The organism is Streptomyces sp. LARHCF249, from assembly GCF_052871255.1.
Genome location: NZ_JBIXJQ010000003.1, coordinates 485,782 through 510,492, shown reverse-complemented (window position 1 = coordinate 510,492; position 24,711 = coordinate 485,782). Strand labels below are relative to the sequence as shown.

Annotated in this window: 28 protein-coding genes; 21 read left to right on the top strand and 7 right to left on the bottom strand. The window is 74.8% G+C overall.

Annotated elements, in window-relative coordinates; translation table 11 throughout:
* Window positions 1-7 precede the first annotated feature (7 nt).
* A complete protein-coding gene (locus ACIPUC_RS10730; RefSeq protein ID WP_446588502.1) occupies window positions 8-970 on the bottom strand; it encodes an STM4015 family protein in 963 nt (320 codons plus the stop codon).
* Window positions 971-1,135: 165 nt separating this feature from the next.
* Here ACIPUC_RS10730 and ACIPUC_RS10725 point away from each other — a divergent pair, with 165 nt between their 5' ends.
* Together ACIPUC_RS10725 and ACIPUC_RS10720 are read left to right on the top strand one after the other, a co-directional pair.
* A complete protein-coding gene (locus ACIPUC_RS10725; RefSeq protein WP_446588501.1) occupies window positions 1,136-1,462 on the top strand; it encodes a hypothetical protein in 327 nt (108 codons plus the stop codon).
* Window positions 1,463-1,474: 12 nt separating this feature from the next.
* Complete coding sequence (locus ACIPUC_RS10720; protein WP_446588928.1) at window positions 1,475-2,542, top strand: DUF6745 domain-containing protein; 1,068 nt, start codon at window positions 1,475-1,477, stop codon at window positions 2,540-2,542.
* Window positions 2,543-2,560: 18 nt separating this feature from the next.
* Here ACIPUC_RS10720 and ACIPUC_RS10715 read toward each other — a convergent pair whose 3' ends face one another.
* The gene (locus tag ACIPUC_RS10715) at window positions 2,561-3,016 is read right to left on the bottom strand and encodes a DUF4383 domain-containing protein (RefSeq protein WP_446588499.1); all 456 of its coding nucleotides are present in this window, start codon (window positions 3,014-3,016) and stop codon (window positions 2,561-2,563) included.
* A 571-nt stretch (window positions 3,017-3,587) separates the two neighbouring features.
* Here ACIPUC_RS10715 and ACIPUC_RS10710 point away from each other — a divergent pair.
* From ACIPUC_RS10710 to ACIPUC_RS10700, 3 genes are all read left to right on the top strand, one after another.
* Window positions 3,588-4,865: an MFS transporter gene (locus tag ACIPUC_RS10710; protein WP_446588926.1), complete on the top strand. Its 1,278-nt coding sequence runs from the start codon at window positions 3,588-3,590 to the stop codon at window positions 4,863-4,865.
* Between the two features lie 86 nt (window positions 4,866-4,951).
* Window positions 4,952-5,893 (top strand): oxygenase MpaB family protein, encoded by a 942-nt coding sequence (locus tag ACIPUC_RS10705; protein WP_446588497.1) that lies wholly within the window; start codon window positions 4,952-4,954, stop codon window positions 5,891-5,893.
* 38 nt (window positions 5,894-5,931) lie between these two features.
* Window positions 5,932-6,378, top strand: coding sequence for a DUF6098 family protein (locus tag ACIPUC_RS10700; protein WP_446588495.1), 447 nt, complete (start codon window positions 5,932-5,934; stop codon window positions 6,376-6,378).
* Window positions 6,379-6,479: 101 nt separating this feature from the next.
* On the opposite strand, the gene ACIPUC_RS10695 is transcribed toward ACIPUC_RS10700, so the two are convergent.
* Entirely contained in the window at window positions 6,480-6,677 is a 198-nt protein-coding gene (locus ACIPUC_RS10695; RefSeq protein WP_446588493.1) for a hypothetical protein, read from the bottom strand.
* A 375-nt stretch (window positions 6,678-7,052) separates the two neighbouring features.
* Here ACIPUC_RS10695 and ACIPUC_RS10690 point away from each other — a divergent pair, with 375 nt between their 5' ends.
* From ACIPUC_RS10690 to ACIPUC_RS10680, 3 genes are all read left to right on the top strand, one after another.
* Window positions 7,053-7,436 carry a hypothetical protein gene (locus ACIPUC_RS10690; RefSeq protein ID WP_446588491.1) on the top strand — a complete coding sequence of 128 codons (384 nt, stop codon included), beginning with the start codon at window positions 7,053-7,055 and terminating at the stop codon, window positions 7,434-7,436.
* A gap of 81 nt (window positions 7,437-7,517) precedes the next feature.
* Window positions 7,518-8,222 (top strand): DUF6766 family protein, encoded by a 705-nt coding sequence (locus tag ACIPUC_RS10685; protein WP_446588489.1) that lies wholly within the window; start codon window positions 7,518-7,520, stop codon window positions 8,220-8,222.
* Window positions 8,223-8,345: 123 nt separating this feature from the next.
* Window positions 8,346-8,750 (top strand): ChaB family protein, encoded by a 405-nt coding sequence (locus ACIPUC_RS10680; RefSeq protein ID WP_446588488.1) that lies wholly within the window; start codon window positions 8,346-8,348, stop codon window positions 8,748-8,750.
* A gap of 63 nt (window positions 8,751-8,813) precedes the next feature.
* Here ACIPUC_RS10680 and ACIPUC_RS10675 read toward each other — a convergent pair whose 3' ends face one another.
* Complete coding sequence (locus ACIPUC_RS10675) at window positions 8,814-9,224, bottom strand: DUF5133 domain-containing protein (protein WP_446588486.1); 411 nt, start codon at window positions 9,222-9,224, stop codon at window positions 8,814-8,816.
* A 344-nt stretch (window positions 9,225-9,568) separates the two neighbouring features.
* Here ACIPUC_RS10675 and ACIPUC_RS10670 point away from each other — a divergent pair, with 344 nt between their 5' ends.
* A complete protein-coding gene (locus ACIPUC_RS10670; protein WP_446588484.1) occupies window positions 9,569-10,654 on the top strand; it encodes a carboxylate-amine ligase in 1,086 nt (361 codons plus the stop codon).
* 128 nt (window positions 10,655-10,782) lie between these two features.
* Window positions 10,783-11,253, top strand: coding sequence for an STAS domain-containing protein (locus ACIPUC_RS10665; RefSeq protein ID WP_446588482.1), 471 nt, complete (start codon window positions 10,783-10,785; stop codon window positions 11,251-11,253).
* 348 nt (window positions 11,254-11,601) lie between these two features.
* Here ACIPUC_RS10665 and ACIPUC_RS10660 read toward each other — a convergent pair whose 3' ends face one another.
* Together ACIPUC_RS10660 and ACIPUC_RS10655 are read right to left on the bottom strand one after the other, a co-directional pair.
* Window positions 11,602-12,018 (bottom strand): CBS domain-containing protein, encoded by a 417-nt coding sequence (locus tag ACIPUC_RS10660; RefSeq protein WP_446588480.1) that lies wholly within the window; start codon window positions 12,016-12,018, stop codon window positions 11,602-11,604.
* A gap of 143 nt (window positions 12,019-12,161) precedes the next feature.
* A complete protein-coding gene (locus ACIPUC_RS10655) occupies window positions 12,162-12,488 on the bottom strand; it encodes a DUF3040 domain-containing protein (protein ID WP_446588478.1) in 327 nt (108 codons plus the stop codon).
* Window positions 12,489-12,731: 243 nt separating this feature from the next.
* On the opposite strand from ACIPUC_RS10655, the gene ACIPUC_RS10650 reads away from it, so the two are divergent.
* The 10 genes from ACIPUC_RS10650 to ACIPUC_RS10605 all read left to right on the top strand — a co-directional run bounded on the left by ACIPUC_RS10650 (window position 12,732) and on the right by ACIPUC_RS10605 (window position 23,540).
* Window positions 12,732-13,475 (top strand): SDR family oxidoreductase, encoded by a 744-nt coding sequence (locus ACIPUC_RS10650; protein WP_446588476.1) that lies wholly within the window; start codon window positions 12,732-12,734, stop codon window positions 13,473-13,475.
* Window positions 13,476-13,681: 206 nt separating this feature from the next.
* Window positions 13,682-14,644, top strand: a complete 963-nt coding sequence (locus tag ACIPUC_RS10645; protein WP_446588474.1) for an NAD-dependent epimerase/dehydratase family protein — start codon at window positions 13,682-13,684, stop codon at window positions 14,642-14,644.
* An 85-nt stretch (window positions 14,645-14,729) separates the two neighbouring features.
* On the top strand, window positions 14,730-16,394 hold the full coding sequence (locus tag ACIPUC_RS10640; RefSeq protein WP_446588472.1) for a carbamoyltransferase family protein: 1,665 nt from the start codon (window positions 14,730-14,732) through the stop codon (window positions 16,392-16,394).
* Complete coding sequence (locus tag ACIPUC_RS10635) at window positions 16,391-17,476, top strand: glycosyltransferase family 2 protein (RefSeq protein ID WP_446588470.1); 1,086 nt, start codon at window positions 16,391-16,393, stop codon at window positions 17,474-17,476. The genes ACIPUC_RS10640 and ACIPUC_RS10635 overlap by 4 nt, the downstream gene beginning before the upstream one ends.
* Window positions 17,473-18,150 (top strand): HAD-IIIA family hydrolase, encoded by a 678-nt coding sequence (locus ACIPUC_RS10630; protein WP_446588468.1) that lies wholly within the window; start codon window positions 17,473-17,475, stop codon window positions 18,148-18,150. The genes ACIPUC_RS10635 and ACIPUC_RS10630 overlap by 4 nt, the downstream gene beginning before the upstream one ends.
* On the top strand, window positions 18,147-19,220 hold the full coding sequence (locus ACIPUC_RS10625; protein WP_446588466.1) for a glycosyltransferase family 9 protein: 1,074 nt from the start codon (window positions 18,147-18,149) through the stop codon (window positions 19,218-19,220). The genes ACIPUC_RS10630 and ACIPUC_RS10625 overlap by 4 nt, the downstream gene beginning before the upstream one ends.
* Entirely contained in the window at window positions 19,217-20,182 is a 966-nt protein-coding gene (locus tag ACIPUC_RS10620; RefSeq protein WP_446588464.1) for a glycosyltransferase, read from the top strand. The genes ACIPUC_RS10625 and ACIPUC_RS10620 overlap by 4 nt, the downstream gene beginning before the upstream one ends.
* The gene (locus ACIPUC_RS10615) at window positions 20,179-21,420 is read left to right on the top strand and encodes a glycosyltransferase (protein ID WP_446588462.1); all 1,242 of its coding nucleotides are present in this window, start codon (window positions 20,179-20,181) and stop codon (window positions 21,418-21,420) included. Before ACIPUC_RS10620 ends, ACIPUC_RS10615 begins: the two co-directional genes overlap by 4 nt.
* A 93-nt stretch (window positions 21,421-21,513) precedes the next feature.
* Entirely contained in the window at window positions 21,514-22,155 is a 642-nt protein-coding gene (locus ACIPUC_RS10610) for a D-sedoheptulose-7-phosphate isomerase (RefSeq protein WP_446588461.1), read from the top strand.
* Window positions 22,152-23,540 carry a PfkB family carbohydrate kinase gene (locus ACIPUC_RS10605; RefSeq protein ID WP_446588459.1) on the top strand — a complete coding sequence of 463 codons (1,389 nt, stop codon included), beginning with the start codon at window positions 22,152-22,154 and terminating at the stop codon, window positions 23,538-23,540. The genes ACIPUC_RS10610 and ACIPUC_RS10605 overlap by 4 nt, the downstream gene beginning before the upstream one ends.
* Here ACIPUC_RS10605 and ACIPUC_RS10600 read toward each other — a convergent pair.
* The gene (locus tag ACIPUC_RS10600) at window positions 23,527-23,784 is read right to left on the bottom strand and encodes a hypothetical protein (RefSeq protein ID WP_446588457.1); all 258 of its coding nucleotides are present in this window, start codon (window positions 23,782-23,784) and stop codon (window positions 23,527-23,529) included. The two genes, ACIPUC_RS10605 and ACIPUC_RS10600, sit on opposite strands and share 14 nt — an antisense overlap.
* Here ACIPUC_RS10600 and ACIPUC_RS10595 point away from each other — a divergent pair.
* Complete coding sequence (locus ACIPUC_RS10595) at window positions 23,743-24,693, top strand: glycosyltransferase family 9 protein (RefSeq protein WP_446588455.1); 951 nt, start codon at window positions 23,743-23,745, stop codon at window positions 24,691-24,693. The genes ACIPUC_RS10600 and ACIPUC_RS10595 overlap by 42 nt on opposite strands.
* Window positions 24,694-24,711 lie beyond the last annotated feature (18 nt).

Here is a 24,711-nt window from a genome sequence, read left to right as displayed (position 1 = left end):
CGCCGCGCTACTCGCCGACGGCGACGAAGCGCCAGATGCGGCCGTCCCAGTCGTCCTCGTCGGCGTGGCCCCGGTCGAGGTCCAGCCGCACGCCGGCGCTCTCCAGGGTGTCCCGGAAGCGCTGCTTCAGCGCGTCGCTGAGGTAGTTGTGGTGGAGGTCGAGGGCGGCGAGGTGGGTGAGGGGCTGGCCGCCGAGCAGCGCGGCGCCGCCCTGGTCGGTGAGGACGCCCATGGACAGGTCGAGGGACTCCAGCCGGGCGACGACGGGCGCGGAGGCCATGGCGGTGGCGATCTCGTCCTGGATGTCGCTGTTGCGCAGCCCGAGGTGACGCAGGCTCGGCAGGCGGCCGCCGTCCATGACGGGTTGCACGTCGGCGAGCTCGCAGTCCCCGCCGTAGTTCGCCGTGCCGAGCCAGAGGTCTAGGTGGTGCAGGGCGGGCAGGTCGCTGGCGGCGACGTTGCGGACGGCGCGGGCGGGCATGCCGCCGGTCTCGACGGTCAGGGAGCGCAGCCGCCGGTGGGCGAAGGGAGGGATGACCAGGCCGCTGCCGCCGCGGACGCCGAACTCCTCCAGTTCGGGGAAGCCGTCGAGGAGCGGGCCGACGTCGCCTTGGCTGATCCAGGAGATCTCGCACTCCTCGGACTCCATGTCCCCGAGGAACAGGGCCCGCAGGGCGGGCAGTTGGGCGCGTGCGGCGGTGAGCGCGGCGATGATCTCCTCGGGGCCGCTGTCGTACGCGTCCTCCCATGCCCCGACGACGATCGCGCGGACGCGGGTGGTGTCGACGGCCGCGGTGAACCGGGCGAACGCCTCGGGCCAGGCCTCTTCCGCGTCGTAGGTGTCGGAGGAGATCCGCCATGCGACGGCGTCCGCCTCGGGCAGCCGGTCCATGCCCTTCTCGTCCCCGGGCCCGGGAAAGACGAAGACGGGCAGTCCGTACGACTCCCGCAGATGCCTCGCGTAACTCATGGTCCCCGCCGTTCCTCGCCTGTCGTGTCCGATGCGCCATCACGTTGTAGCAAGCGGCGCTGACAGCGGTTGAAGCGGGGGAGGGCGAAGGGCCGTTGTCAGACCCCCGCCGTAGCTTCGAAGACGACGCGGCGCACCGGGCGGCGCGTGGGAAGGGGGACCCGGATGTACCGGCAGGGGGACGTACTCATCGTGCCGCTCGAGGAATCGGCGGTGCCGTCGTACGCCGCGGACGCGCCGTCGGAGCCGCGGGACGGGCGCGGGCGGCTCGTACTGGCGCTGGGCGAGGTGACCGGGCACGCGCACGCCGTGGTGGGGCCGGGCCGGCTGGTGCGGGAGCCGGGACCGCTGGCGCCGCTGCTGCTGCATCTGCCCGACGGGGGGCGGGTGGTGCACGAGGAGCACGCCGCGATACCGCTGCCGAAGGGCTGGTACCGGGTGGTGCGGCAGCGGGAGTACGTGCCGGGCTCGGTGCGGATCGTGGCGGACTGAGTGATGGACGCGATGGAAGTGATGGACATGACGGACGTGACGCAACTGACGGGCGCAGTGCACGGGGTCGACGGGTGGCGGGCGGTCGCGGCGGCGACCGGGCCCGCGGACCGTGCGGCGGCGGAGGCGGGGGTCCGTCTCGCCTACCGCGCGGCGGGGCTGCCCGCACCCGAGCGGATCGTGTGGGCGGACTCGCCGCGGGCCGCGGTAGGCCTCCTCGGCGACCCGGACGGCCCGTGGGGGAGGGGCGTGCGGGGGCGGAGCGTGCGCGAGAAGGTCCGCAGCGCGCCGTGGGCGGCGGAGCGCGCCCGCTCGCACGAGCGGCTCGGTCCCCGGGGCTGGAGCCGGACATGGGCCCTGACGGGCGCCCGGCTGTGGGAGAACACCGAGCGGCTGGCCGGCCGCATACGCACCGGGCTCGTCGAGGAGCTGGCGCAGGACACCGCGGAGGAGGCGGAGGTCCGGCTGCTGCTCCTGGACGCCGTGCTGGGCCAGCACGACGCGGCCTGGCTGTGCGCGTTCGACACGGGGGAGGGCGCCCTGCTGGAGGGGCTCGCCGCCGTCGCCCGGGCGGCGGGCTGGTGGTGGCCGTACGAGCGGCTGGCCGTGGTCTGCGAGCGCCCGGTGGAGCTGTACCGGGACGAGGCGGGCCGCCTGGACCGCGGCGACGGGCCCGCCCTCGCGTTCCCGGACGGCTTCGCGCTGTACGCGTGGCGCGGGATGCCCGTCCCCGCCGATTTCCTGGCCGGCCTGGACGCGCTGACGCCCGAGCGCATCCGGGAGGAGGAGAACGCGGAGCTGCGCCGGGTGATGCTGGAGCACTACGGCTACGAGCGCTACCTCACCGCATCGGGTGCCGAGCCGGTGCACCGGGACGCGACGGGAGTCCTGTGGCGGATGCCGCTGCCGGGCGACGAGGACGTGGTGATGGTGGAGGTGGTCAACTCCACGCCGGAGCCGGACGGTACGAGCCGCACGTACTGGCTGCGCGTGCCGCCGGACACACGGACCGCGAGACAGGGGGTGGCATGGACCTTCGGCCTCGACGCGGAGGCGTACTCGCCGGTACGGCAGACCTGACGCGGTGGCCGTCGGCCCTCAGCGCCGGTGCGGGACCGGCGGGGTGCGGCCGAGGAGCAGACCGAGGACGACCATGGCCAGGCCCAGACCGAAGTGCAACCAGTTGTCCGGCGTGTTCACCGGGATGAAGTTGGCGTCGGTGTCGCGGTCGACGAGGAGCCCGTACAGCCACAGCACCAGATAGATCGCTCCGCCGCCGATCAGGAAGGTGCGCGCCGTACTGGGGGCACGCGACAGGGCGATACCGGCGAGCCCGAAGACCAGGTGCACGATGTTGTGCAGGACCGACACCTGGAAGAGCCCGAACAGCTCGGCGCCGGAGTCGTGTCCGGCGAAGGTCATCGCGTCGTAGCCGGTGGTGGGGCCGGGGATCATGCCCAGGACTCCGACCACCAAGAATGCCGCGCCGATCAGCAGCGCGGCCCACTGCACCAGCGACGTGGGACCCCCTGCGGGGCGGCTGCGGGGGGACATGGCGGGCCTCCTTCGCTCAGGACGGCCCCGGGGACGGAAGCCCGGGCCCCGTCCCCCTGCGGCTACCCCGGTTTCCGGGGACTACGCAGCGCCGGTCGCGGCGCGGGGGCCCGGCGTGCCCGGCGCGTCCGCCGTACGCGTCGACGTACGGGCCTGCCCGGTCCGCGCGGGCACGGCCGGCCGCGTCCGGTGACCGGGGTCACCGCGAGGGCGGGGCCGCGGTTCCTGTGAGCAAGCCCACGCGGGCCGTCAACGGCCCGGCGCGGTCGACGATTTGGGCGCCGTACCCCCTGCACCGGCCGGTGCCGGACCGCCGCCGCGAATCCGCGTCTGCCACGATGGATCGCCGGGACGCAGAGATCCCTCCTGTCCCCATGGAGGTTCGCCGCCACCGCGGTAGGCACGCCGGAGCGTGTCGGTCCTCCCGCCCCCGATTCCCCCCTTGCCGACCAGCCGAGCCCTGCGCTCTTTCAGGTACCCCACTGTGTCTTCCTCACCGCCCTCCCCTGCCACCGTGCCGCCTTCCGCGACGCCCGACCGCTCACCTTGGCGCTCCCTGCGCTACCGCAGCATGCGCTGGTGGTCCGTGGCCCACTTCGTCTCCAACGCGGGGACCTGGATGCAGCTCACGGTGCAGAACCTGCTGGTGCTGCAGATCACCGGCTCCGCCGCCGCGACGGGGTTGTCCATCTCCGTCCAGGCCGCACCCGGCCTGCTGATGGGGCTCGCCGGCGGCGCCGCGGTGGACCGGTGGCCCCTGAAGCTGACCGCTGTCGTGAGCCAGGCCCTGCTGGGAGCCGTCGCCTTCGTCACCGCGGTCCTGGTGGCGCTCGGCCAGATCAACCTCGGCGTGCTGATGGTGCTGGCCGCCGTCACGGGCCTGATCGCCACGGTCGACGGCCCCGCCTGCGCCCTGCTGGGCAACGACCTGGTCCGTCCCGAGGACGTGCCCTCCGCCATCGGCGTGGGCTCGCTGGTCCACAACGCGGGCCGGCTCGCGGGCGCCGCCCTCGGCGGCGTGACGGTGGCCTTCCTCGGTACGGCGGCCGCCTACGCGGGCAACGGCCTCTCCTTCCTCTTCGTCGCGGCGGTGATCCCGTTCCTCAAGCCTGCCCGGCAGGCGGCGGGAGCCGCGCGGGATGCCGCGCCGCCGGCGGCCCCCCTGGAGAAGACCGCGGCGGCTGACGCGGCGGCTGGCCAGATGACCATGCGCCAGGGGATCACCTTCTTCCTGAGCCGTCCCCGCCTGGTCGCGCTCGCCGCCATCAGCGGGATCAGCGCCCTCTTCGGGCGGAACTACGGGCTCACCCTGGCCGTGCTGGTCACCGGCCCCCTTGCGGGCGACGCCGCCGCCTTCGGCACGGTCTCCACCGTCCTCGCGGCCGGCGGCATCGTCGGCGCGGTGCTCGGCGCCCGGCTGCGCAAGCCCTCCGTGCGGATGGTCGGCCTGCTCGCCGCGGCCGGAGGCCTCCTCCAGGTCACGGCGGGGCTGTCCCCCTCCCTCGCCGTCCTGCTGGTCCTCGTCCTGCCGATGGCGGTCGCGGAGTCCGTCTCCGACACCGCCGGGACCACCGTGCTGCAGACGGATCCCCCCGCGCACCTGCGGGGCCGGGTCCTGGGCGTGTGGAGCAGCGTGCGCACGCTGTGGAGCCTGGCCGCGCCGCCGCTGCTCGGGCTCCTCATGGAAACGGCCGGCGTACGGGGCGCCCTGGTGATAGGCGGCCTGGTCACCGCCGCCGCGATCGGTTCCGGCTTCCTGCTGCGCCGCCGCCGCACGCCCGTCCAGGTGTGCTACCTGTCCGAGGGCGTCCCGGCGGGGCTGCGCCCGGGTCTGGGCGCCGCGGCCTGACGCTCCCGACGAGGCCGGGGTGCGCACCCGCACCGGCGTTCGGGAGGGCTGACGACACGTACCGGATCCGCGGGCACAATGGGTGGATGGCGGTGGCCTCACCTGTGCTGGCCGCGCTGCGCGAACAGCTCGGCCGCGAACTGTTCTCCCGCGTAGCCGGACCCGCGGGACCGGCGACGCGGGCCCGGATCCACGGCACGCCCGGCCCCCGCTGGTTCGGCCCGGACCGGCCGGTGCGTGCCGTCCACGGCGACGCCTCGATGTTCATCGGCGGACTGCGGGCCCTGCTGCTCCAGTCCTTGCACCCGCTGGCCATGGCAGCGGTGTCCGGGCACTCCGGCTACCGGGGGGACCCGTGGGGGCGGCTGCAGCGCACCAGCACGTTCCTCGCGGTCACGACGTACGGCACGGCCGAGCACGCCCAGCAGGCCGTCGACCGGGTCCGTGCGGTCCACGAGCGGGTGCGCGGAACCACCGCCGCCGGCGAGCGTTACCACGCCGCGGACCCGCACCTGCTGGCCTGGGTCCACGTCGCCGAGATCGACAGCTTCCTGCGCGCCCACCAGCGGTACGGCGCGCACCCGCTCGACGGGCCCGGCTGTGACGCGTACATCGCCGACACCGCCCGGGTGGCCACCGCGCTCGGTGTGCCGGACCCCCCACTCGACCGGGCCGGCCTGGCCGGGCGGCTGGCCGCCTACCGGCCGGAACTGCGCGGCACTCCCGAGGCGCGGGACGCCGCCCGCTTCATCCTCCTCGGCCCGCCGCTGCCGCCGGCCGCTCGCGCCCCGTACGTCCTCCTCGCCGCGAACGCCGCGAGCGTGCTCCCCCGGTGGGCCCGCGCGGAGCTCGGGCTGCCCCGGCTGCCGGAGCCGTTCGAGAAGGCCTGCGTACGCCCCTCCGGGCAGGCGGTGACCGCGGCGATCCGCTGGGCGATGGGCGCCCTGCCGCCGGCCGGCGCGGACCCGCCGGCGGGCGGGCGCCTGCGGAGGTTAGCGGTGCCGCCCGCCCGGGCAGGCGCCCGCTGACCGGAAGTCGGGGAGGGCGGGCCAGCCCAGGAGGACCAGTGAACGCGCACCGGGACCTTCCGACACTGAAGACACTGGACGAGGTGGCCGTGCGGCTCGGCGACGGCGAGGGCGTGTACGTGCGGTGGTCACGCGACCCGGACGCCGACCTCGACACCTCCTCCAGTTCCGACGAGCTCACGGGCACGCCCTTGCCGGGCCTGTCGGCCAATCCCCTCGACGTCGAACCGTGGTGGGGGGAGCGGCCGATCCGGATCTGGGTGGCGCGGCGCCTGCACGACTACAGCCACCTGCCCCGGGTCCGCGGCGACGACGTGCGGCCGTGGCTGCTGCGGGGACGCGAGGCGGGACGCGGCCCGGACAACGAGCCGCTCGTCCGCGACGCCGAACCCCTCGCGTGGATCGCGCCCGACGTCATCGAGGAGGCCACCCGCGAGATCACGGAGCAGCCCGGCCCGTGGGGTCCACTCCAGCGCTACCCCTGAACGCCCGCGCCTCGGCCCACGCGGCCCTCCTCACGCGCAGCCGATCGGACAACGGCATGGTTCGTCGTCCGGTCGGCGATGCGCTACGCGTGGTCGCTGTCCTACGGGTGGTCGGTGCGCTCCTCAGGAGGTACCGCGCCGCCTTCTCCGCCGCCCTTCTGCCCCTTGTCGGTGCCCTGCGGGTGAGTGCCCTTGGCGGACTTGCGGCCGCCTTGCGCGGCCTTGAGCGAACCGGCCTCCTGCGGCGTCGCGCCGCCCTTGCGGCTGCGCCGCGCCCCCGGTTCCTGCGGGTTCGACATGACGATGCCTCCTCGGCTCGTGCGGTCTGTGTCGCGCCTACCCGGCAGAAGCGGCCCTAAGGGTGCGTCCCGGAGCGCGATCGGTGGACGGCAGGGCCGGTGCCGGAGCGGTGCCCGCGCTGCTCCACCTGGGCGGCGTCGGTCTCCGCGGCGGTAGAGGCCGCTGCCCGCGGGTAGGGAAATCCATGGAAAACGCCGTTCTCCCCACCGTCCGCGCGCTTGGAGGATGCACTGCATGGACACGAACATGCTCGGGCAGGACGACCGCAGGACGGTCGGGAAGGCGCCGAGGGGACCGCTGGCCACTGCCGGCGCCGGCAGCCGATGACCTCGAGGACCCGCCCGCCACGCGCGGCTCGGAGGACGGCCGGCGCCGTGGCCCTTGCCGGGGTGCTGCTGGGGGTCTTGTCCGGCTGCGGGGCGGCCGCGGCGCACGTGGACGGGGCCCGGGACGCCGGCCGCGCCTTCGAGCAGTCGCTCGCTTCCGGGGACTACCGGGCAGCGTGTGCCCTGCTGGCACCCGAGACCCGCTCGCAGCTGGAGGACGACGAGAAGCAGACGTGCGCGAAGGCGCTGGAGGGCCAGGACCTGCCGGCAGGAGCGGTGGACGGCGCCGAGGTGTACGGGCGGCAGGCACTGGTCCGCGCCTCCGGAGAGACGCTCTTCCTGTCGCGGTTCACCGGAGGATGGCGGGTGGTCGCGGCAGGCTGCACGCCGCGGGGCGACAAGCCCTACGACTGCGTCGTGAAGGGCGGCTGACATGCGGGGTCTCTTCATTGCCTGCCTGGTCGTGATCGTGGGCGGGCTGGGGTACTTCATCGCGATCGGGGCGATGCAGCGGTGAGCCGCGGGGATCGGAAGGCGCGGGAGCACGGCAGCTTCTGGAGGGACAACAGCCTCACTCTCGCCTTCGGAACGGCGTTCCTGCTCGTCCTCCTCGGACAGGCGCTGGCCGGCCACGCCGAGTTCAACGAGCAGCTCACCGACGATGGTGTTCAGCGGATCGGCCTGGGCGAGTACGTGATGTCCTCGGACTTCGCCGTGGACGTCAGCGAGAACTGGCAGTCGGAGTTCCTGCAGTTCTTCCTGTTCATCTTCGGCACCGTGTGGCTGGTCCAGCGGGGCTCACCGGAGTCCAAGGTGCTCCACAAGATCGGTACCGAGTCGGACCGCGACCAGCGGACGGGTGACCACGCGGGACAGGACTCGCCGCGCTGGGCCGGCACCAAGGACTGGCGGCAGGCGGTGTACTCGCGCTCGCTGGGCCTCGTCATGGGCGGTCTGTTCGTGCTGGCGTGGTTCGCCCAGTCGATCTCCGGCATGGCCGCCTACGACGAGCAACAGCTGCGACAACTGCAGGAGCCCGTCGGATGGGGCGCCTACCTGGGCTCACCCGATTTCTGGAACAGGACCCTGCAGAACTGGCAGTCGGAGCTCCTGGCCGTGGCGGCCATGGTCATCCTGTCCGTCTACCTGCGCCAGCGCGGATCGCCGGAGTCCAAGCCGGTCGGCTCCCCCCACACCTCCACCGGGGTCGAGGGCTGACGGACGCCGGATCCCGGGCCGTTTGGGTGAGGGCTGCCCGGGCAGGCGGTGCTTGGCACCCGGCCGCCCTCGCGCTCGGTGCGGTGCCGGGCGCCGCCCGTCATCACCCACCGGAGGTGGAGCATGCCAGGACGTGAAGAGCTCCCTTCGACGCTGGAGCGCTCGCCCAAGGACGCGCAGCGCACCTGGATCAAGGCGCACGACTCGGCTGTGGAGCAGTACGGGGAGGGCGAGCGCGCCCACCGGGTGGCGTTCAGCGCGCTCAAGCACAAGTACGAGAAGGTCGCGGACCACTGGGAACGGAAGGAACACGGCCGCAAGGGCCCCTCGGACGCGCGCGCCGCGACTCCGCGGGACAAGCCGGCCCCCAGCGGTGAAGGCGTCGACGAGCAGGCCAGCAAGCAGCACCTTTACGAGCTGGCCCAGCGGATGGACATCAGAGGCCGGTCGAACATGAGCCGGTCCGAACTGATGGAGGCGATCCGGAAGGAGAACCGCTCGAGGACGCGCGAGGCCCGGTCCGGTTAGCCCCGCGCCGCCCGCGCCCCGCCGCTTCCCGCGCCCCGCCGCTTCCCGCACGCGGCGGCCGGCCTAGGCCGGCCGGGACAGGTGGTGCTCGGCCGCCAGGAGCGCGTCGGCCGCGGTGGCCCGTCCCATGAGGACGCACAGGGTGTAGGTGACGTCGTCCATCGCCCGCAGGGCGTCCGGGTCCGTGGGAGCGGCCGCCAGGCGGCTCTGGCAGTCCCGCAGCCGTCGCAGGGCCTCCTCGGTCCGGTGTCGGCTGGGGAGTATGCCGACCGACAGGGCAGGCGACGGCGACCTCGGCGTGCGAGCGGCCTCCACCGCTCTGTGCAGGGCCCTCGCGACCTGCGGGGGTACGGGGACGCCGCGCGAGCCGGCTGCCAGCGCCGCCGCCATGTCCTCGACCGCGACATCGGCCAGTTCAGCGGCGGCGGCCAGGATCTGCCGCGCCTCCCGCGCCGAGCACGGTGTCCTGGCCATCACCATTCCTGTCGCCCACGCTTCCGTCGGCTCGGCGACCAGCGGCTTTGTGGCCGGCGGACCGGCTTGGATCCGCACACGGCCTGACTTTGGATTAATAGGAGACTTCACGGCGGGATCCCTCCAACCCAAAGCAAACACCGGCAATGATGAGAAGTATGGAAGGTATGCCCAGCTACGGGCTTACGTATCCCAGGCAGGCCTCGAAGTGCCGTGGGCGGCCCGCGACGGCGCGTGCCCTCGCGGGGCCGGCGGATTCAACAGCAGTCTCCCGCCTCGCCGGCGCCGCCGCAGGGCGTGGGTGCCGCACGGATGATCACGGCGGTTCGGGGTAGCCGCCTGGCATGATCACTGTTGGGGTCGAAGAAGAGTATTTGCTGGTCGACCCGGTGTCGCTGCTTCCCGCGCCGCTCGTGGAGGAGGTACGGGCCACGGCCGGCCTGGCGCCGATCGCCGACGCGCGGGAGGTCCAGGACGAGCTGCTCCAGGCCCAGATCGAAGTCGCCACCCCCGTGTGCGGGGCCATGGACGAGATCGGAGGCCATCTCCTGCGGTTGCGCCACGCGGTCGCCTCCGCGGCCCAGGCGAACGGCTGCCGCATCGCGACCTCGGGCGCCGCGCCGCTCAGGGACGCCCACCCCGTCCCCGTCACCAGCAAGACGAGGTACCTGAGGATGCGGGGAGAGGCCCGCCTGCTGGTCGACGAGCAACTGATCTGCGGCATGCACGTCCATGTCGGCATTCCCGACCGGGAGACCGCGGTGGCGGTCCTGAACCGCCTGCGCGTCTGGCTGCCGACCCTGTTGGCGATGTCCACGAATTCGCCGCTGTGGGACGGGCAGGACACCGGGTTCGGCAGCTGGCGCACGATCATCTTCGGCCGCTGGCCGGTGAGCGGCCCGGTACCGCGTTTCAAGGGGGTCGCGGACTACGAGGCGCGGGCCGAGGCGCTGGTGGCATCGCGGCTGATCGCCGACCGGGGACAGCTGTACTGGCAGGCCAGGCTGTCGGATCGGTACCCCACCCTTGAGGTGCGCTGCTGTGACGTGCAGCTGGAGGCGGACGAAGCCGTCATGCTCGCCGGCATCGTCCGCGCCCTCGCCGCCACCGCGATCGCCGAGGAGGAGGCGGGAGTGCCTCCGGTGGAGTGGCAGCCCGAGATCCTGCAAGCCGCCACGTGGTACGCGGCCCGGCACGGGCTCAGCAAGACGCTGCTGGACCTGGAAGGCCGACCGCGCAGCAGCGGAGACGTGCTGGGCATGCTCATGCGGCACATCGGCCCCGCCCTGGAAGACTCCGGCGACCAGCGCGAGGTGGGCTCGCTCGTACACCGTCTCCTCCGCCGGGGCACCCCCGCGGACCGCCAGCGCCGCGCCCTCGCCGACGGCGGCCTGCCGGCCGTCACCGCCCTGATCACCGCCGAGGCCTGAGTCCGCCGGAGTTCCGGCCGGGTGGTTGCCGAACGGGGCGCGAAGGGGCCAGTATCGAAGACGACGCCGCGTACGCCGCGGGCGGACGGCGTCGACGCAGCAGCCCCCTCCCGGGGAGGTGAGAGGTCATGGCATCCGACTTCCACGTCGTGGTACGGCGTTACGGACCCACTCTCCACCTCGCTCCCGCCGGTGAACTGGACATGGAGGCCGAGCCCGTCTTCGGGCGGGTGCGGCACGGTCTCGACTGCGACGTGGCGGTGGTGGTCTGCGACATGCTGCGCGTCCCGTTCATGGACGTCACGGGCATGAACTGCCTGCTGGCCCTCGCGCACGACCTCGAGGTCCGCGGTACGGGGTTCTTCGCCTACAACTGGCGCCGGCAGCCCCGGCGGCTGCTGGACCTCGTGGACCGCGTCGACGCGGCGCGTTCGCCGAGGCCCGCCGACGAGCGGACCGCCACGACCGCCGCCCTGCGCCGCACCCTCAGCGCGCGGGCGGAGGAGGGGCGGCACCGGGGCGCCGATCAGGGCCGGGCGGAGCGGGCGCCGATCGGGATGGGCGGACGCGGGCGCCGCTGGTCCCGTACACGGGGCTGACGGCTGATCCCTGGCGCCTCAGCGTGAGGTGGAAGTCGAGTCCCGCGTCGTCGTCATCGTCGTACCCCGCCCGGAGGCGGGGTCGTGCGGGCCGGGGCGGGGCCGGTCCTCAGCCCGCGTTCGTGTGCCGCTCGCACGGCGGTCGTGCTCCGGTGCCGGACCGCCCGCGCACGACCGCAGGAGCCGCCCCATCTGCCGCCGTACGCGGGCGAAATCCTCCCAGGGGTCGGGGGCGCCGACATCGGCCCTGACCCCCTCCGCGGCGTCGGTGCTTTTCACTGGGCCTCCGATCCTGATGCGGCCCGGCCGGTCGCGGGTGTCTCGTGTCTCAGCGCTGTTCCCTCCCGGTCAGGGGACCGAGATGGCCTCCAGGAGGTCGCCCACCTGGGGGTCGGGCAGCGAGCGTGCGACGTCCGCCTGGGCGACGATGCCGACGAGCCGGTGGCCGTCGATGACCGGCAGCCGTCGCACCTTGTGCTCGCTCATGGTGCGCAGGATCTCCGCGGTGTCGTCGTCCGCGCCGATGGTCACCACTTCGCCCTGGGCGAGTTCACCGGCCGTGCAGCTGGCGGGGTCCTTGCCCGCGCCCAGCACCTTCACGACGATGTCGCGGTCGGTGAGCATGCCCTTGAGCTTGTCGTCGTTGCCGCAGATCGGCAGGGCGCCCACCCCGAGCTGGACCATCTTCTCCGCTGCCTGCAGGACGGTTTCGTCGACGCCGATGCACTCAGCGCCCTCGGTCATGATTTCGCGCGCCGTGGTCATGGCGATCTTCCTTTCCATGTCGCGTGATGGTTGCCGTCTGCCCCGGGAGGCGCGCCTCTAACACGGGAGCAGGGACCGGGGCGGCCCGGCCGCGGTGGGGCGGACGCACCGCGGCGGCGCCACGATGGTCCCGCGCCCTGCCGTCAACCGGGCCCGTCGGTGCCCCGGCGGCACCAGCGCCGTACGAGGAGCACCAGGCAGGCGAGCGTCGCCGCGTACGAGGCGGTGAAGGCCCAGATGAGCGCCGGTGAGGAGGTGGCGGCGGCGGGCAGGAGCAGCGCGGCGGACACCAGGGCCAGGGCGCACACCCGGCGCTGCAGCCGGCCGATCGCGCCGGGGCGTCCGGTGCGGTGGGGCGGCGGCCCGCCCGCGGCCGCCATCTTCCGCTCGAATCGCGGATCCTGACTCAGGGAGCGCTCGATGGCAGCGAGCGCTCGCCTTTCCCCGGGTGAGAGCCGGCGCCCGTTCACGACGAGACCCCCTCCTTCCGCTACGGGCCGTTTGGGCTGCCGCTACCCGCGCCGGACGCGGGCAATCCCGTTCCCGCTCGCCCCGTCCGCAGCGGCTCGGCCGGAGGCACGCGCCGAGGCACCGGCGGACGCGCACGCGTCGAAGTGGCGTAATCCGGCATGCCCGCCCGCCATCGGCTCCCCACAGTGGGGAAGCGGGCGGCGGCAGCCGCCGCCACGCCCCGACCGAGGAAAGGTGACGCGATGAGCGGCGTGTACGGAGACCTCCAGGGCAGGCAGGCCCTGGTCACCGGCGGAGCCCGGGGCCTGGGCGGCGCGATCTCCCGGAGGCTGGCCGAGGCGGGTGCCTCGGTGCTCGTGGCGGACGTACGCAAGGACCTGGGGGAAGAGCTGTGCGCCCGACTGGAGGCGTCGGGGGCCCGCGCCCGGTTCGTCAAGCTGGACGTCTGCGATCCGCAGGCGGTCGCGGCCGTCGTGGGCGACCTGGAGGAGACGGGCCAGAGGGTGGACATCCTCGTCAACAACGCGGCCGTGGACGTCTCGAAGGCGATCGAGCACCTGACGGCCGACGAGGTGACCCGGGTGGTCACGACGAACCTCCTCGGGCCGATGTACCTGTGCCTGGAGGTCTACCGGCGGATGGTCGCCCACGGCGGAGGGCACATCGTCAACATCCTGTCGACCGCCGCGAACCGGACGTGGACCGAGGCCGGTCCCTATTCGGCGAGCAAGTCCGGTCTGCGCGCCTTCACGCACACCCTGTTCAAGGAGGCCCAGCGGGACTGCCCCGGCATCGGCGTCACCGGCATCATCGCGGGCGGCATGGAGACGGCGTTCATCATGGAGCGCTTCCCGGACGCCGATGTCTCGATGCTCCAGAGCCCCGAGATCGTCGCCGACACGGTGCTGTACGCGCTGTCGGTGCCGGCCGGGAGCGCGGTGTCCGAGCTGGTGGTCGTGCCCCGCAGGGAGCCGTCCTGGCCCTGAGCCGAAGACGGCGAACGGTCGGTCACGCTCCGTGTTTCACCGCAATGCCCGTCCCCGGATGCGCGACCGGGGCGTGAGACAAGAGGCTGGACCAGGCCCCGCTCCGGCCGCGCCGCCCGACCGGCTGCCCCGCCCCCGGGCAGCCCCTCCAGCGGCCGGGCCCCTGGTGCGGGACCACGGGTCCCGCCGTGTCAGAGGAGATTCCCATGGACAGCACCGTCCCACGCCGGTGGGAGCACGCGGTCGTCACCGGTGGCGCCGGTTTCGTCGGCTCGCACCTGTGCACCGCGCTGATGGACGCCGGGACCGACGTCACGTGCGTGGACGACTTCAGCACCGGGCGGCGCGAGAACATCGAGCACTTGCTGGACCGGCCGGGCTTCGTCTTCCAACGGGCCGACGTCTCCGAGCCGTTCAGTGTCACCCGGCCCCCCGACCTCGTCCTCCACTTCGCCTCGCCCGCGTCGCCCGCCGACTACCTCCGGCTGGGGCTGCACACCCTGGAGACGGGCAGCCTCGGCACCCGCAACGCGCTGGCCCTCGCCCACGGAGCCGACGCGCGCTTCGTGCTCGCGTCCACGTCCGAGGTGTACGGCGATCCGCAGGAGCATCCGCAGAACGAGCGCTACTGGGGCAACGTCAACCCGGTGGGCCCGCGCAGCGTCTACGACGAGGCCAAACGCTTCGGCGAGGCGCTGACCACGGCGGAAGCGGGCGAACACGGCACCGACACGGGCATCGTGCGCCTGTTCAACACCTACGGGCCGCGGATGCGCGGCTACGACGGCCGCGCCGTCCCCACCTTCATCCGGCAGGCGCTGGCCGGCGAGCCGCTCACCGTCACCGGTGACGGCCTGCAAACCCGCTCGCTCTGCTACGTGGACGACACCGTACGAGGCATCCTGGCCGCCGCGGCGCACAGCATGCGCGGCCCGGTGAACATCGGCAACCCGACCGAGATCACGATGCTGGAGCTCGCCCGCTGGATCATCCGGCTCACCGGCTCCCCGTCCGAGATCCGCTACATCGAGCGGCCGACCGACGACCCGGCGGTGCGCTGCCCCGACATCACCCTGGCGCGCGACAAGCTCGGCTGGGAGCCGGTGGTGACGGCCGAAGAGGGCCTGCGGCGGACCATCGCCTGGTACCGCGAGCACACCGCCGACTGATCCGCGGCCGCCCGGCCGAGTCCCGCGCGGCCCCTTCGGGCGCCCGCGGGGCCCGGTGCGACGCTCACCGAAAGGCCTGTCACTCATGCGCATTCTCGGGATCAACGCCTTGTTCCACGATCCGGCGGCGGCGGTCGTCGTCAACGGACGGACCGTGGCGGCTGCGGAAGAGGAACGATTCTCCCGCCGCAAGCACGGCAAGCGGCCCGTGCCGTTCTCGGCGTGGGAAATGCCGGAGCAGGCCGCCGCCTGGTGCCTGAAACGGGCCGGTCTGCGCCCTCAGGACCTCGACGCGGTGGCCTACTCCTTCGACCCGGACCTCGCGCGGCCCGCGCACCTCATGGGCCTCGACGACCCCTGGGACCACCTGCGCCTGACCTACGCGCGCCAGGCGCCCGGATTCCTCGCGACGGCCCTCCCGGGCCTCGACCCGGGCATCGTCCGCTTCGTTCCGCACCACATGGCCCACGCCGCCTCGGGCGCCTTCGCCGCCGACGGGGCACGGACCTCCTCCGTCCTGGTCCTGGACGGACGGGGGGAGCGCGCCTCCCATCTCGCGGCCCGTCGTGTGGGGGACCGGATGGAGCCGCTGTACGCGCAGGACCTGCCGCACTCCCTCGGCCTGGTCTACGAGGAGCTCACCGGACACCTCGGCTTCCTGCGGTCCTCGGACGAGTTCAAGGTCATGGCGCTGGCCTCGCACGGCAGGCCGCGCATGCTGGCCGAGCTGCGCCGCCACGTCCACCCCACGGGCGACGGCGGCTTCCGGGCCACCGGCGTCCCCTGGCACGAACTGTGCGCCCCGCGCGGCCCCGAGGAGCCCTGGACCCAGGACCACGCGGACGTCGCCGCCAGCGCCCAGGCCGTCCTGGAGGAGACGCTGCTGGACCTCGTACGCTGGCTGCACGGCCAGACGCACGACGAGCTGCTGACCCTCGCCGGGGGTGTGGCGCTCAACTGCGTCGCCAACTCCCGCATCGCCCGTGAGGGCCCCTTCTCCCGCGTGTGGGTCCAGCCCGCCGCCGGCGACGCCGGAACGGCCCTGGGCGGAGCCCTGCTGCTCTCGGCCGGCTCCGGTGAGGAAGTGGAGCCCATGGCCGGCGCCGACCTGGGGCGCGACTGGTCCGACGCGGAACTCGGAGCGCTCCTCAAGACGGCGGCCGTCCCCTTCGAACGTCCGCCCGACATCGCGGAGACCGTGGCACGGGCGCTGGCCGACAACGCCATCGTGGCCTGGTTCCAAGGGCGTTCGGAGTACGGGCCGCGGGCTCTGGGACACCGCTCGCTGCTGGCGCACCCCGGCCACGCCGGCAACCTCGAACGCCTCAACGACGTCAAGGGCCGCGAGCAGTTCCGGCCGGTCGCCCCGATGGTGCTGGCCGACCGGGCGGCGGAGATCTTCGACGGCCCGATCCCCAGCCCCTACATGCTCTTCGTCCACGACGTGGCGCCGCAGTGGCGCGACCGCATCCCGGCCGTCGTGCACGTGGACGGCACGGCCCGCATCCAGACGGTCGATCCCGCATCCGAACCGCTCGTGGCCCGCATGCTCAGCGCCTTCGAGCAGATGACCGGGCTGCCCGTCGTGGTCAACACGAGCCTCAACACGGCGGGCCGGCCCATGGTCGACGACCCCCGCGAGGCACTGGAGTGCTTCGGCTCCTCGCCGGTGGACCTCCTGGCCATCGGCCCCTACGCGGTCCGGCGCGGCGCCTTCTTCCGCCAGGGCGAGGACGAGTGGTCACGATGACCGGAACCACGCGACACGGCGGAGCCGCGTCGGCGCCCGAGTACGCGGTCGTGATCCCCACACTCGGCCGCCCCAGCCTGCACACCTGCCTGACGGCGCTGGCACGGGCCGCCGGGCCCAAACCCGCCGCGATCGTCATCGTGGACGACCGGCGTCCGGACCGCGGCGGCCCCGTGCACGCCCAGGTCCCCGACGAACTGAGAGCCGTCACCACCGTGGTGGCCGGGGGCGGCCGCGGTCCTGCCGCGGCCCGCAACGCGGGCGCGCGGGCGGCGGGCGCCGTGGAGTGGATCGCCTTCCTCGACGACGACGTCGTCCCCGGCGACGACTGGTGCGAGGCGCTGGCGCGCGACCTGTCCACTGCGTCCGGCCGCACGGCGGGCGTCACGGCCCGCATCACCGTGCCCCTCCCGCCCGATCGCAGGCCCACCGACTGGGAACGCGGCACGGCGGGCCTGGCCACCGCCCGCTGGATCACCGCGGACATGGCGTACCGCCGGGAGGCCCTGGAAAGCGTCGGCGGCTTCGACGAACGCTTCGGCCGCGCCTTCCGGGAGGACGCGGACCTCGCGCTGCGCGTGCTCGACGCGGGCTGGACACTGGCCGCGGGCAGCCGCCGCACCGCGCACCCCGTCCGGCCCGCGAACCGCTGGGTATCCCTGCGCCAGCAGGCGGGCAACGCCGACGACGTGCTCATGACCCGGCTGCACGGCCGTGACTGGTGGGGCCGCGCCGCCGCTCCGCGCGGGCGCCTGCCCCGGCACCTCCTCGTCACCGGGGCGGCGGTGGGCGCCCTCGGCTGCGCCGCGCTGCGCCGGCCGCGCCCCGCCGCCCTGTGCGCCGCGGGCTGGCTCGCCGGCAGCGCGGAATTCGCCGCGGCCCGGATCGCGCCGGGACCACGGACCGCCAGGGAAGTCGCCACCATGGCGGTGACGAGTGCGCTGATCCCGCCGGCGGCCACCTGGCACTGGCTGAAGGGCCTGCTCGTGCACCGCCGCGCCGCACCCCTGAGGGCCACGGCCCGTCCACCCCGTTACGAGGACGCGCCGGACGCGCCCGCCGCGGCGCGGGCAGGGGCATGAGCGGCCACCCGGACCCGGCCGGTGCGCGGCACCGGGCGTCCGACGACGGCCCCTGGCTGTTCGACGGGCCCCCGCGCGCCGCCGCGCCGGTCCCGCGCCCCGCACCGGGCAGCGGGGACCCGGGGCTTCCCGCCGCCGTGCTCTTCGACCGCGACGGCACCCTGGTCGTCGACGTCCCGTACAACGGTGACCCCGCACGCGTCGTGCCCATGGACGCGGCCCGGGACGCCGTGGCCGCGGTCACCGCCCTCGGCATCCCGGTGGGCGTGGTCAGCAACCAGTCGGGCGTGGCCCGCGGGCTGCTGACCCGCCGCCAGGTCGAGGCCGTGCGCGAGCGGGTGGACGCCCTCATCGGGCCGTTCTCCGTCTGGGCGGTCTGCCCGCACGGCCCCCACGACGGGTGCGGCTGCCGCAAGCCCGCCCCCGCCCTCGTACTCGCCGCCTGCGCACGGCTCGGCGTACCGCCCGGCCGGACGGTGGTGATCGGAGACATCGGCGCCGACATGGAAGCCGCCCGCGCCGCCGGGGCCCGCGGAGTGCTCGTTCCCACCGCCCTCACCCGGCCCCGGGAAGTCGCGCGGGCACCCGAGTCGGCGCCCGACCTGATGGCGGCCGTACGCCTGGCCCTGCGGGCGGGAGCCCGAGGGACGCGGACCCCGGGCGGTGTGCGGTGAGCCGCCCGCGCACGCTCGTCGTCCGGCTGGACAGCGCGGGCGACGTCCTGCTGGCCGGACCCGCGATACGGGCCGTCGCGGCGGGTTCCTCGTACACCGCGCTGCTGTGCGGTCCGCAAGGCGCCCCCGCGGGCCGGCTGCTGCCCGGCGTCGACGACGTCCTGGTGTACGACGCCCCCTGGGTCGGGCTGGAGCCCGCACCCGTTTCGGAGCGGGCCTGGCTGGAGCTGGTCGCCACGGTGGCCGCCGCGCGCTTCGACCGGGCGCTCATCCTGGTCTCCCACCACCAGAGCCCGCTCCCGGCGGCCCTGCTGCTGAGGCTCGCCGGCGTGGCGTGGACGGCGGCCGACTGCGAGGACTACCCCGGCGCACTCCTCGACCTGCGCCACCACCGGGCCCCCCACCGCCACGAGGCAAGAGCCGCGCTGGACCTCGCCGACGCCGCGGGCTTCCCCCTCCCGCCGGGCGACGCGGGCACCCTGCGCGTCACCGAACCGCCCGACACCACCGGGCTGACCGGTATCGGCCCGTACGTCGTACTGCACCCCGGCGCGGCGGTCACGGCCCGCGCGTGGAGTCCCGGGCGCGCCGCCCGGGCCTGCGAGGCCCTGAGCGCCGCCGGACACCGGGTCGTCGTGACGGGCGGGCCGGCGGAACGGGAGCTGACCGCCCTGGTCGCCGGCCGCCACGCGCTCGACCTCGGCGGGGCCACGGGTGACCTGCGGTGCCTGGCGGGCGTGCTGGCCGGGGCCGATGTCGCGGTGGTCGGCAACACCGGCCCCGCCCACCTGGCCGCCGCCGTCGGGACCCCGGTGGCCTGCCTGTTCGCCCCGGTCGTACCGGCCGAGCGGTGGCGCCCGTACGGGGTGCCGCACGTTCTGCTCGGGGACCAGGAGGCACCGTGCCGCGACAGCCGGGCCCGGCGTTGCCCCGTGCGCGGACACCCCTGTCTCGACGGTGTCCCGGACGCCGAGGTCCTCAGGGCCGTGGCCCGGCTCGGTGGCCGCACGGCGGCGACGGCAGCCGCCGCCGACGACCCAAGCGAATCGGAGCGAGGAGCGAACGTATGAACATCCTGCTGTGGCACGTGCACGGGTCGTGGACAACGGCGTTCGTCCAGGGGCCGCACACCTACCTGGTCCCCGTCACCCCCGGCCGTGATCCGGACGGACTGGGTCGCGCCCGCACCTTCTCCTGGCCCGGTTCGGTGCACGAGGTCACCCCCGAGCAGCTGAGGGACGCCCCCGTGGACCTCGTGGTCCTCCAGCGCCCGCACGAGCCGGAGCTCGCCGCGCGGTGGCTGGGCGGCCGCCGCCCCGGCCGGGACCTGCCCGCCGTGTACCTGGAGCACAACACCCCCGAGGGCAACGTCCCGACCACCAGGCACCCGTACGCGGACCGCGACGACCTGACCCTCGTCCACGTCACGCACTTCAACCGGCTCTTCTGGGACAACGGCTCCACCCGGACCGAGGTGATCGAGCACGGCATCGTCGATCCCGGCCACCTCTACACCGGCGGCCTCCCGCGGGCCGCGGTCGTCGTCAACGAGCCCGTCCGCCGCGGCCGGTACACCGGAACCGACCTGCTGCCCGCACTGTCCGCGGCGGTCCCCCTGGACGTGTTCGGCATGCGCACGGAAGGGCTCGCGGCCCAACTGGGCCTGCCGGCCGACCGCTGCCGCAGCGCTGATCTGCCCCAGGACGGACTGCACGCCGCGATGGCGCAGCGCAGGCTCTACCTCCACCCCGTACGGTGGACGTCCCTCGGGCTGTCCCTGCTGGAGGCCATGCACCTCGGGATGCCCGTGGTCGCACTCGCCACGACGGAGGCCGTGGAGGCCGTACCGCCCGGCACCGGGGTCCTCTCGACGCGCCCCGAGGTGCTGGCACGCGCCGCCCGCCGCTATCTGGAGGATCCGCAGGCCGCGGCCGAGGACGGTGCGCGAGGGCGTCAGGCGGCCCTCGAACGGTACGGGCTCAAACGCTTCCTGGCCGACTGGGAACGCGTGATGGCGGAGGCGTGCTCATGAGGCCCGGCCCGCATGCCGCCGGCCGGCTGTCGATCGCCCTGGTCTCGGAACACGCGAGTCCGCTCGCGGCCATGGGCGGGGCCGACGCCGGAGGGCAGAACGTGCACGTCGCCTCGCTGGCCGGGGCCCTGGCCGACCGCGGCCACCGCGTCACCGTCTACACCCGCAAGGACGCCCGCGACCTGCCGCAGCGCAAGCGGCTGCGCGCGGGCGTGGACGTGCACCACGTGCCCGCCGGCCCGGCCCGGCACATCCCGAAGGACGAACTCCTGCCCTACATGCCGGCGTTCGGCCACTACCTGACCAGGGAATGGCAGGAGCGGCCCCCCGATCTCGCGCACTCCCACTTCTGGATGTCCGGGATGGCCGCGCTGGCCGCCACGCGGGAACTGCGGCTGCCGCTGCTGCACACCTACCACGCGCTGGGCACGGTCAAGCGGCGCCACCAGGGCCATGCCGACACCAGCCCGCCGTCCCGCGTCCCGTGTGAGCGGGAGGTCGGTCTGCACGGTGACCGGGTCGTCGCCACCTGCCGCGACGAGGTCGCCGAGCTGGCCCGGATGGGCATCCCGCCCGACCGCGTCGACATCGTGCCGTGCGGGGTGGACCCCGACGTGTTCACCCCGCACGGCCCGGCAGCCGAACGCGGACCGCGCCGCCACCGGCTCGTGCAGCTGGGCCGCCTGGTCCCGCGCAAGGGTGCGGCCGTGTCGATCGCCGCCCTCGCCGCACTGCCCGACACGGAACTCGTCGTGGTGGGCGGGCCGGCCGGGGATCTCGTCGACGCCGACATGGAGGTGCGCCGACTGCGCGCGATCGCCCAAGGAGCCGGTGTCGCCGACCGCGTGCACTTCACGGGCGCCGTGCCCAGTGCGCAGGTACCGGCCGTCCTGCGCAGCGCGGACATCGTGCTGTGCCCCGCGGACTACGAGCCGTTCGGCATCGTTCCGCTGGAGGCGATGGCCTGCGGCCGGCCCGTCGTCGCCAGCGCGGTGGGCGGCCAGCTCGACACCGTCATGGACTTCGTCACCGGCCGGCTGGTGCCGCCCGGCGACCCCGAGGCCCTCGCGGCCGCCGTGAGCACCCTCCTCGCCGACCCCGGCCGGCGTATGAGCTGCGGGGCGGCGGGCCGCCAACGCGTGCTGAGCCGCTACAGCTGGGCGAGCGTCGCCGAGGCGACCGAGGCGGTGTACCGCTCGGTGCTCGCCGCCCGGCAGGCCGTGGCGGGAGCGGTCTGACCCGGCCCCGATCCCTGGGCACCCCCACGAACCACCGACGACCGAAGGAGGCACGGACACGGACGCGGCCCCCTTGCGACCTGTCCGACCGTCATGAGCGAACACCACGTGAGCGAAGACGCGCACCAGCACTGCCAGTCGCTCCAGGACGCCCTGGACCGGCTCCGCCGCGACGGCCTCGACCGGTTGGCGCACTGGGGTGACCGGCTGGCCGCCATCCTGCCCGCGGGCGGCCGGCTGCTGGCCGCGGGGAACGGCGGCAGCGCCGCCCAGGCCCAGCACCTGACGGCCGAACTCGTCGGCCGCTACCGCAAGGAGCGCCCCGCGTACTCGGCCATCGCCCTGCACGCCGAAACCTCCAGCCTGACCGCCATCGGCAACGACTACGGCTACGAGCACGTCTTCGCCCGGCAGGTGTCCGCCCACGGCCGTCGCGGAGACGTGCTGCTCCTGCTGTCCACGTCCGGCCGCAGCGCCAACCTGATCGCCGCCGCCGCGACGGCACGCACCGTCGGCCTGCACGTCTGGGCGATGACCGGACCCGCTCCGAGCCCGCTGGCGGACATCGCCGAGGAGACGCTGTCCATCGACGCCACGAGCACCGCCACCATCCAGGAAGCCCATCTGGTGGCCGTCCACCTGCTGTGCGAGAACTTCGACGCGGCCGCCGGCCGGGCCCGCGCCCGGCCCACCGGGACCGGCGAGCCCATGGCCGCCGCCCCGAGGCCGCTGTGAGCGCGCCCGGGCCGCTGGTCGTCGTCGGGGACGCCCTGCTCGACCAGGACATCGAAGGCACCGCGACGCGGCTGTCGCCCGACGCTCCCGCCCCGGTCGTCGACGTCACCGAGGACCGGTGCCGACCGGGCGGCGCCGGACTCGCGGCGGTCCTGGCAGCTCGCGAAGGGAGAGAGGTCGTACTGATCACGGCGCTCGGCGACGACGAGGCCAGCGGGACGGTACGGCGCGCCCTGCGCGACCGGGTCAGGCTCGTAGAACTGCCCCTGACCGGGTCCCTCCCCGTCAAGACCCGGGTGATGGCGGGCGGGCGGCCGCTCGTGCGGATCGACCGGGGCGGCGGCCGGCCGGGCGCACCGGGCGACGCCGTACGCGAGGCGCTGGCGAGCGCCGGCGCGGTCCTCGTCGCCGACTACGGCCGCCACGCCGCACGCGCGGTGCGCGAGCAGCTCGTGGCCGCCGCCCACCGGGTGCCCCTGGTGTGGGACCCCCATCCCAAGGGCGACGACCCGGTACCCGGAGCGCGCCTCGTGACGCCCAACGCCGCCGAGGCGCGCGCCCTGTGCCCCGGCGAGGGCACCACCCTGAGCGACGACGCCCTGCGGGGCGCACGGCTCGCCGAGCGGTGGGCGGCGGCCTCCGTCGCCGTGACGCTGGGCGCGTGCGGAGCGCTGCTGACGAGCCCGGGCCAGGACACGCCGATGCTCGTACCGCCGCCCTACCGGGCCGCCGGAGACCCCTGTGGAGCGGGCGACTGCTTCGCCGCCACCGCGGCCGCCGCCCTCGCCGACGGGGCCCTGCCCGGAGAGGCCGTGGAACGGGCGGTCGCCGAAGCGTGCTCCTTCGTGGCCTCCGGAGGAGCGGGCAACCCCGCCCTGTGGCACGCGCCGGCCGCCGCCGACGACAGCCTTCCCTCGGACGCCTTCGCCCTCGCCCGGAGCGTCCGGGCCCGGGGCGGGACCGTCGTCGCGACCGGCGGATGCTTCGACCTCCTGCACGCCGGCCACGTCGGGCTGCTGGAGAGCGCCCGGCGCATCGGCGACTGCCTGATCGTGTGCGTCAACTCCGACGCGTCGCTCACCCGGCGCAAGGGCCCCGGCAGACCGCTGACCCCCCTCGCGGACCGCATGCGCGTACTCGGCGCCCTCGGCAGCGTCGACGCCGTCGTGGCCTTCGAGGAGGACACACCCGCCGCGCTCCTGGCGGAGCTGCGGCCGGACATCTGGGTCAAGGGAGGCGACTACGCGGTCGAGGACCTTCCCGAGGCGGCCGTCCTGCGGGCGTGGGGAGGGCAGGCCGTCGTCCTGCCCTACCTGGCGGGCCGCTCCACCACGGTGCTGGCCGGCCGGGCGGCCGAGGCGGCCGCCCGGGTCACGGGGCGGTGAAGGGGAAGGCGTGAGCCGGCACCCGGAAGGCCCCGAAGCCTGCGCAGGCCCCGAAGGCCCCGAAGGCCGCGCAGGCGCGGAAGGCCCTGAACGCCGAGAGGCCCGCGCAGGCGCCGGTGCGCCGGGCCGCCGGCGCCCCGCCGGCCCGCGGCCCCGCGCCCTCGTGCTCCGTGCACTGGGGCTGGGTGACCTCCTGACGGCCGTGCCGGCGCTCCGAGCGCTGCGCCGCCACCTGCCGGACCACGAGATCGTCCTGGCCGCTCCCGAGCGGCTGGCGGGCGCCGCGGCCGCCACAGGCCTCGTCGACCGCATCCTGGGCACCCGGGCCGCCGGCCGCGAGGTCCCCGCCTCCCTCGACTGGCACGGCCCGCCGCCGGAGGTGGCCGTCGACCTGCACGGCAACGGCCCGCCCAGCCACCTGCTGCTCCAGCGGCTGCGGCCCCACCGGCTGCTCGCCTACCGGCACGACCACACGCCCGGCATCCCCGGACCGCTCTGGCGTCCCGAGGAGCACGAACGGGACCGCTGGTGCCGGCTGCTGCGCTGGTACGGGATGCCGGCCGACCCCGGCGACCTGTGCATCGCGCCGCCCCGAGAGCCCTCGCCCGCGCCCGGTGCCACCGTCATCCATCCCGGCGCCGACGCGGCCGCCCGCCAGTGGCCGGCGGAGCGGTTCGCGGCCGTGGCGGCGGCCCTGCGCCGCGCGGGGCACCAGGTCGTCGTGACCGCCGGTGCCGCCGAAGGACGACTGGGGCGCCGCGTCGCCGCCGGAGCGGGCCTGCCGCCGGACGCGGTACTGGGTGGCACGGCCGACGTGCCGTTCGCACGCCTGTGCGCGCTCGTCGCCGAGGCCCGGTGCGTCGTCGTGGGGGACACCGGGCTCGCCCACCTCGCGTCGGCGCTGCGCACCCCCTCCGTCGTCCTGTTCGGCCCCGTGTCGCCGAGGCTCTGGGGCCCGCCCGCGGCCGGACCCCACCGTGTCCTGTGGCATCCGGAGCCGGACGGGGACCCGCTGCGCCCGGGGGACGCGCACGCCGACCGCCCCGACCGGCGCCTGCTGCGGATCCGTGTCGATGAGGTCCTCGCGGCCGTGGAGAGCCTGACACCAGGTCCGGCCGGCGGGGCGGACGGTGGATCCGGGCGGAACGGGTAGCCGCACGGGCAGGGGGAC

Coding starts and splice junctions, on each gene's coding strand:
- ACIPUC_RS10650 (WP_446588476.1), top strand. CDS start 12,732: ATGAGCGGCGTGTACGGAGACCTCCAGGGCAGGCAGGCCCTGGTCACC.
- ACIPUC_RS10610 (WP_446588461.1), top strand. CDS start 21,514: ATGAGCGAACACCACGTGAGCGAAGACGCGCACCAGCACTGCCAGTCG.
- ACIPUC_RS10730 (WP_446588502.1), bottom strand. CDS start 970: ATGAGTTACGCGAGGCATCTGCGGGAGTCGTACGGACTGCCCGTCTTC.
- ACIPUC_RS10720 (WP_446588928.1), top strand. CDS start 1,475: ATGGAAGTGATGGACATGACGGACGTGACGCAACTGACGGGCGCAGTG.
- ACIPUC_RS10630 (WP_446588468.1), top strand. CDS start 17,473: ATGAGCGGCCACCCGGACCCGGCCGGTGCGCGGCACCGGGCGTCCGAC.
- ACIPUC_RS10715 (WP_446588499.1), bottom strand. CDS start 3,016: ATGTCCCCCCGCAGCCGCCCCGCAGGGGGTCCCACGTCGCTGGTGCAG.
- ACIPUC_RS10670 (WP_446588484.1), top strand. CDS start 9,569: ATGATCACTGTTGGGGTCGAAGAAGAGTATTTGCTGGTCGACCCGGTG.
- ACIPUC_RS10710 (WP_446588926.1), top strand. CDS start 3,588: ATGCGCTGGTGGTCCGTGGCCCACTTCGTCTCCAACGCGGGGACCTGG.
- ACIPUC_RS10675 (WP_446588486.1), bottom strand. CDS start 9,224: ATGGCCAGGACACCGTGCTCGGCGCGGGAGGCGCGGCAGATCCTGGCC.
- ACIPUC_RS10725 (WP_446588501.1), top strand. CDS start 1,136: ATGTACCGGCAGGGGGACGTACTCATCGTGCCGCTCGAGGAATCGGCG.
- ACIPUC_RS10615 (WP_446588462.1), top strand. CDS start 20,179: ATGAGGCCCGGCCCGCATGCCGCCGGCCGGCTGTCGATCGCCCTGGTC.
- ACIPUC_RS10660 (WP_446588480.1), bottom strand. CDS start 12,018: ATGACCACGGCGCGCGAAATCATGACCGAGGGCGCTGAGTGCATCGGC.
- ACIPUC_RS10665 (WP_446588482.1), top strand. CDS start 10,783: ATGGCATCCGACTTCCACGTCGTGGTACGGCGTTACGGACCCACTCTC.
- ACIPUC_RS10620 (WP_446588464.1), top strand. CDS start 19,217: ATGAACATCCTGCTGTGGCACGTGCACGGGTCGTGGACAACGGCGTTC.
- ACIPUC_RS10680 (WP_446588488.1), top strand. CDS start 8,346: ATGCCAGGACGTGAAGAGCTCCCTTCGACGCTGGAGCGCTCGCCCAAG.
- ACIPUC_RS10645 (WP_446588474.1), top strand. CDS start 13,682: ATGGACAGCACCGTCCCACGCCGGTGGGAGCACGCGGTCGTCACCGGT.
- ACIPUC_RS10640 (WP_446588472.1), top strand. CDS start 14,730: ATGCGCATTCTCGGGATCAACGCCTTGTTCCACGATCCGGCGGCGGCG.
- ACIPUC_RS10705 (WP_446588497.1), top strand. CDS start 4,952: ATGGCGGTGGCCTCACCTGTGCTGGCCGCGCTGCGCGAACAGCTCGGC.
- ACIPUC_RS10695 (WP_446588493.1), bottom strand. CDS start 6,677: ATGTCGAACCCGCAGGAACCGGGGGCGCGGCGCAGCCGCAAGGGCGGC.
- ACIPUC_RS10635 (WP_446588470.1), top strand. CDS start 16,391: ATGACCGGAACCACGCGACACGGCGGAGCCGCGTCGGCGCCCGAGTAC.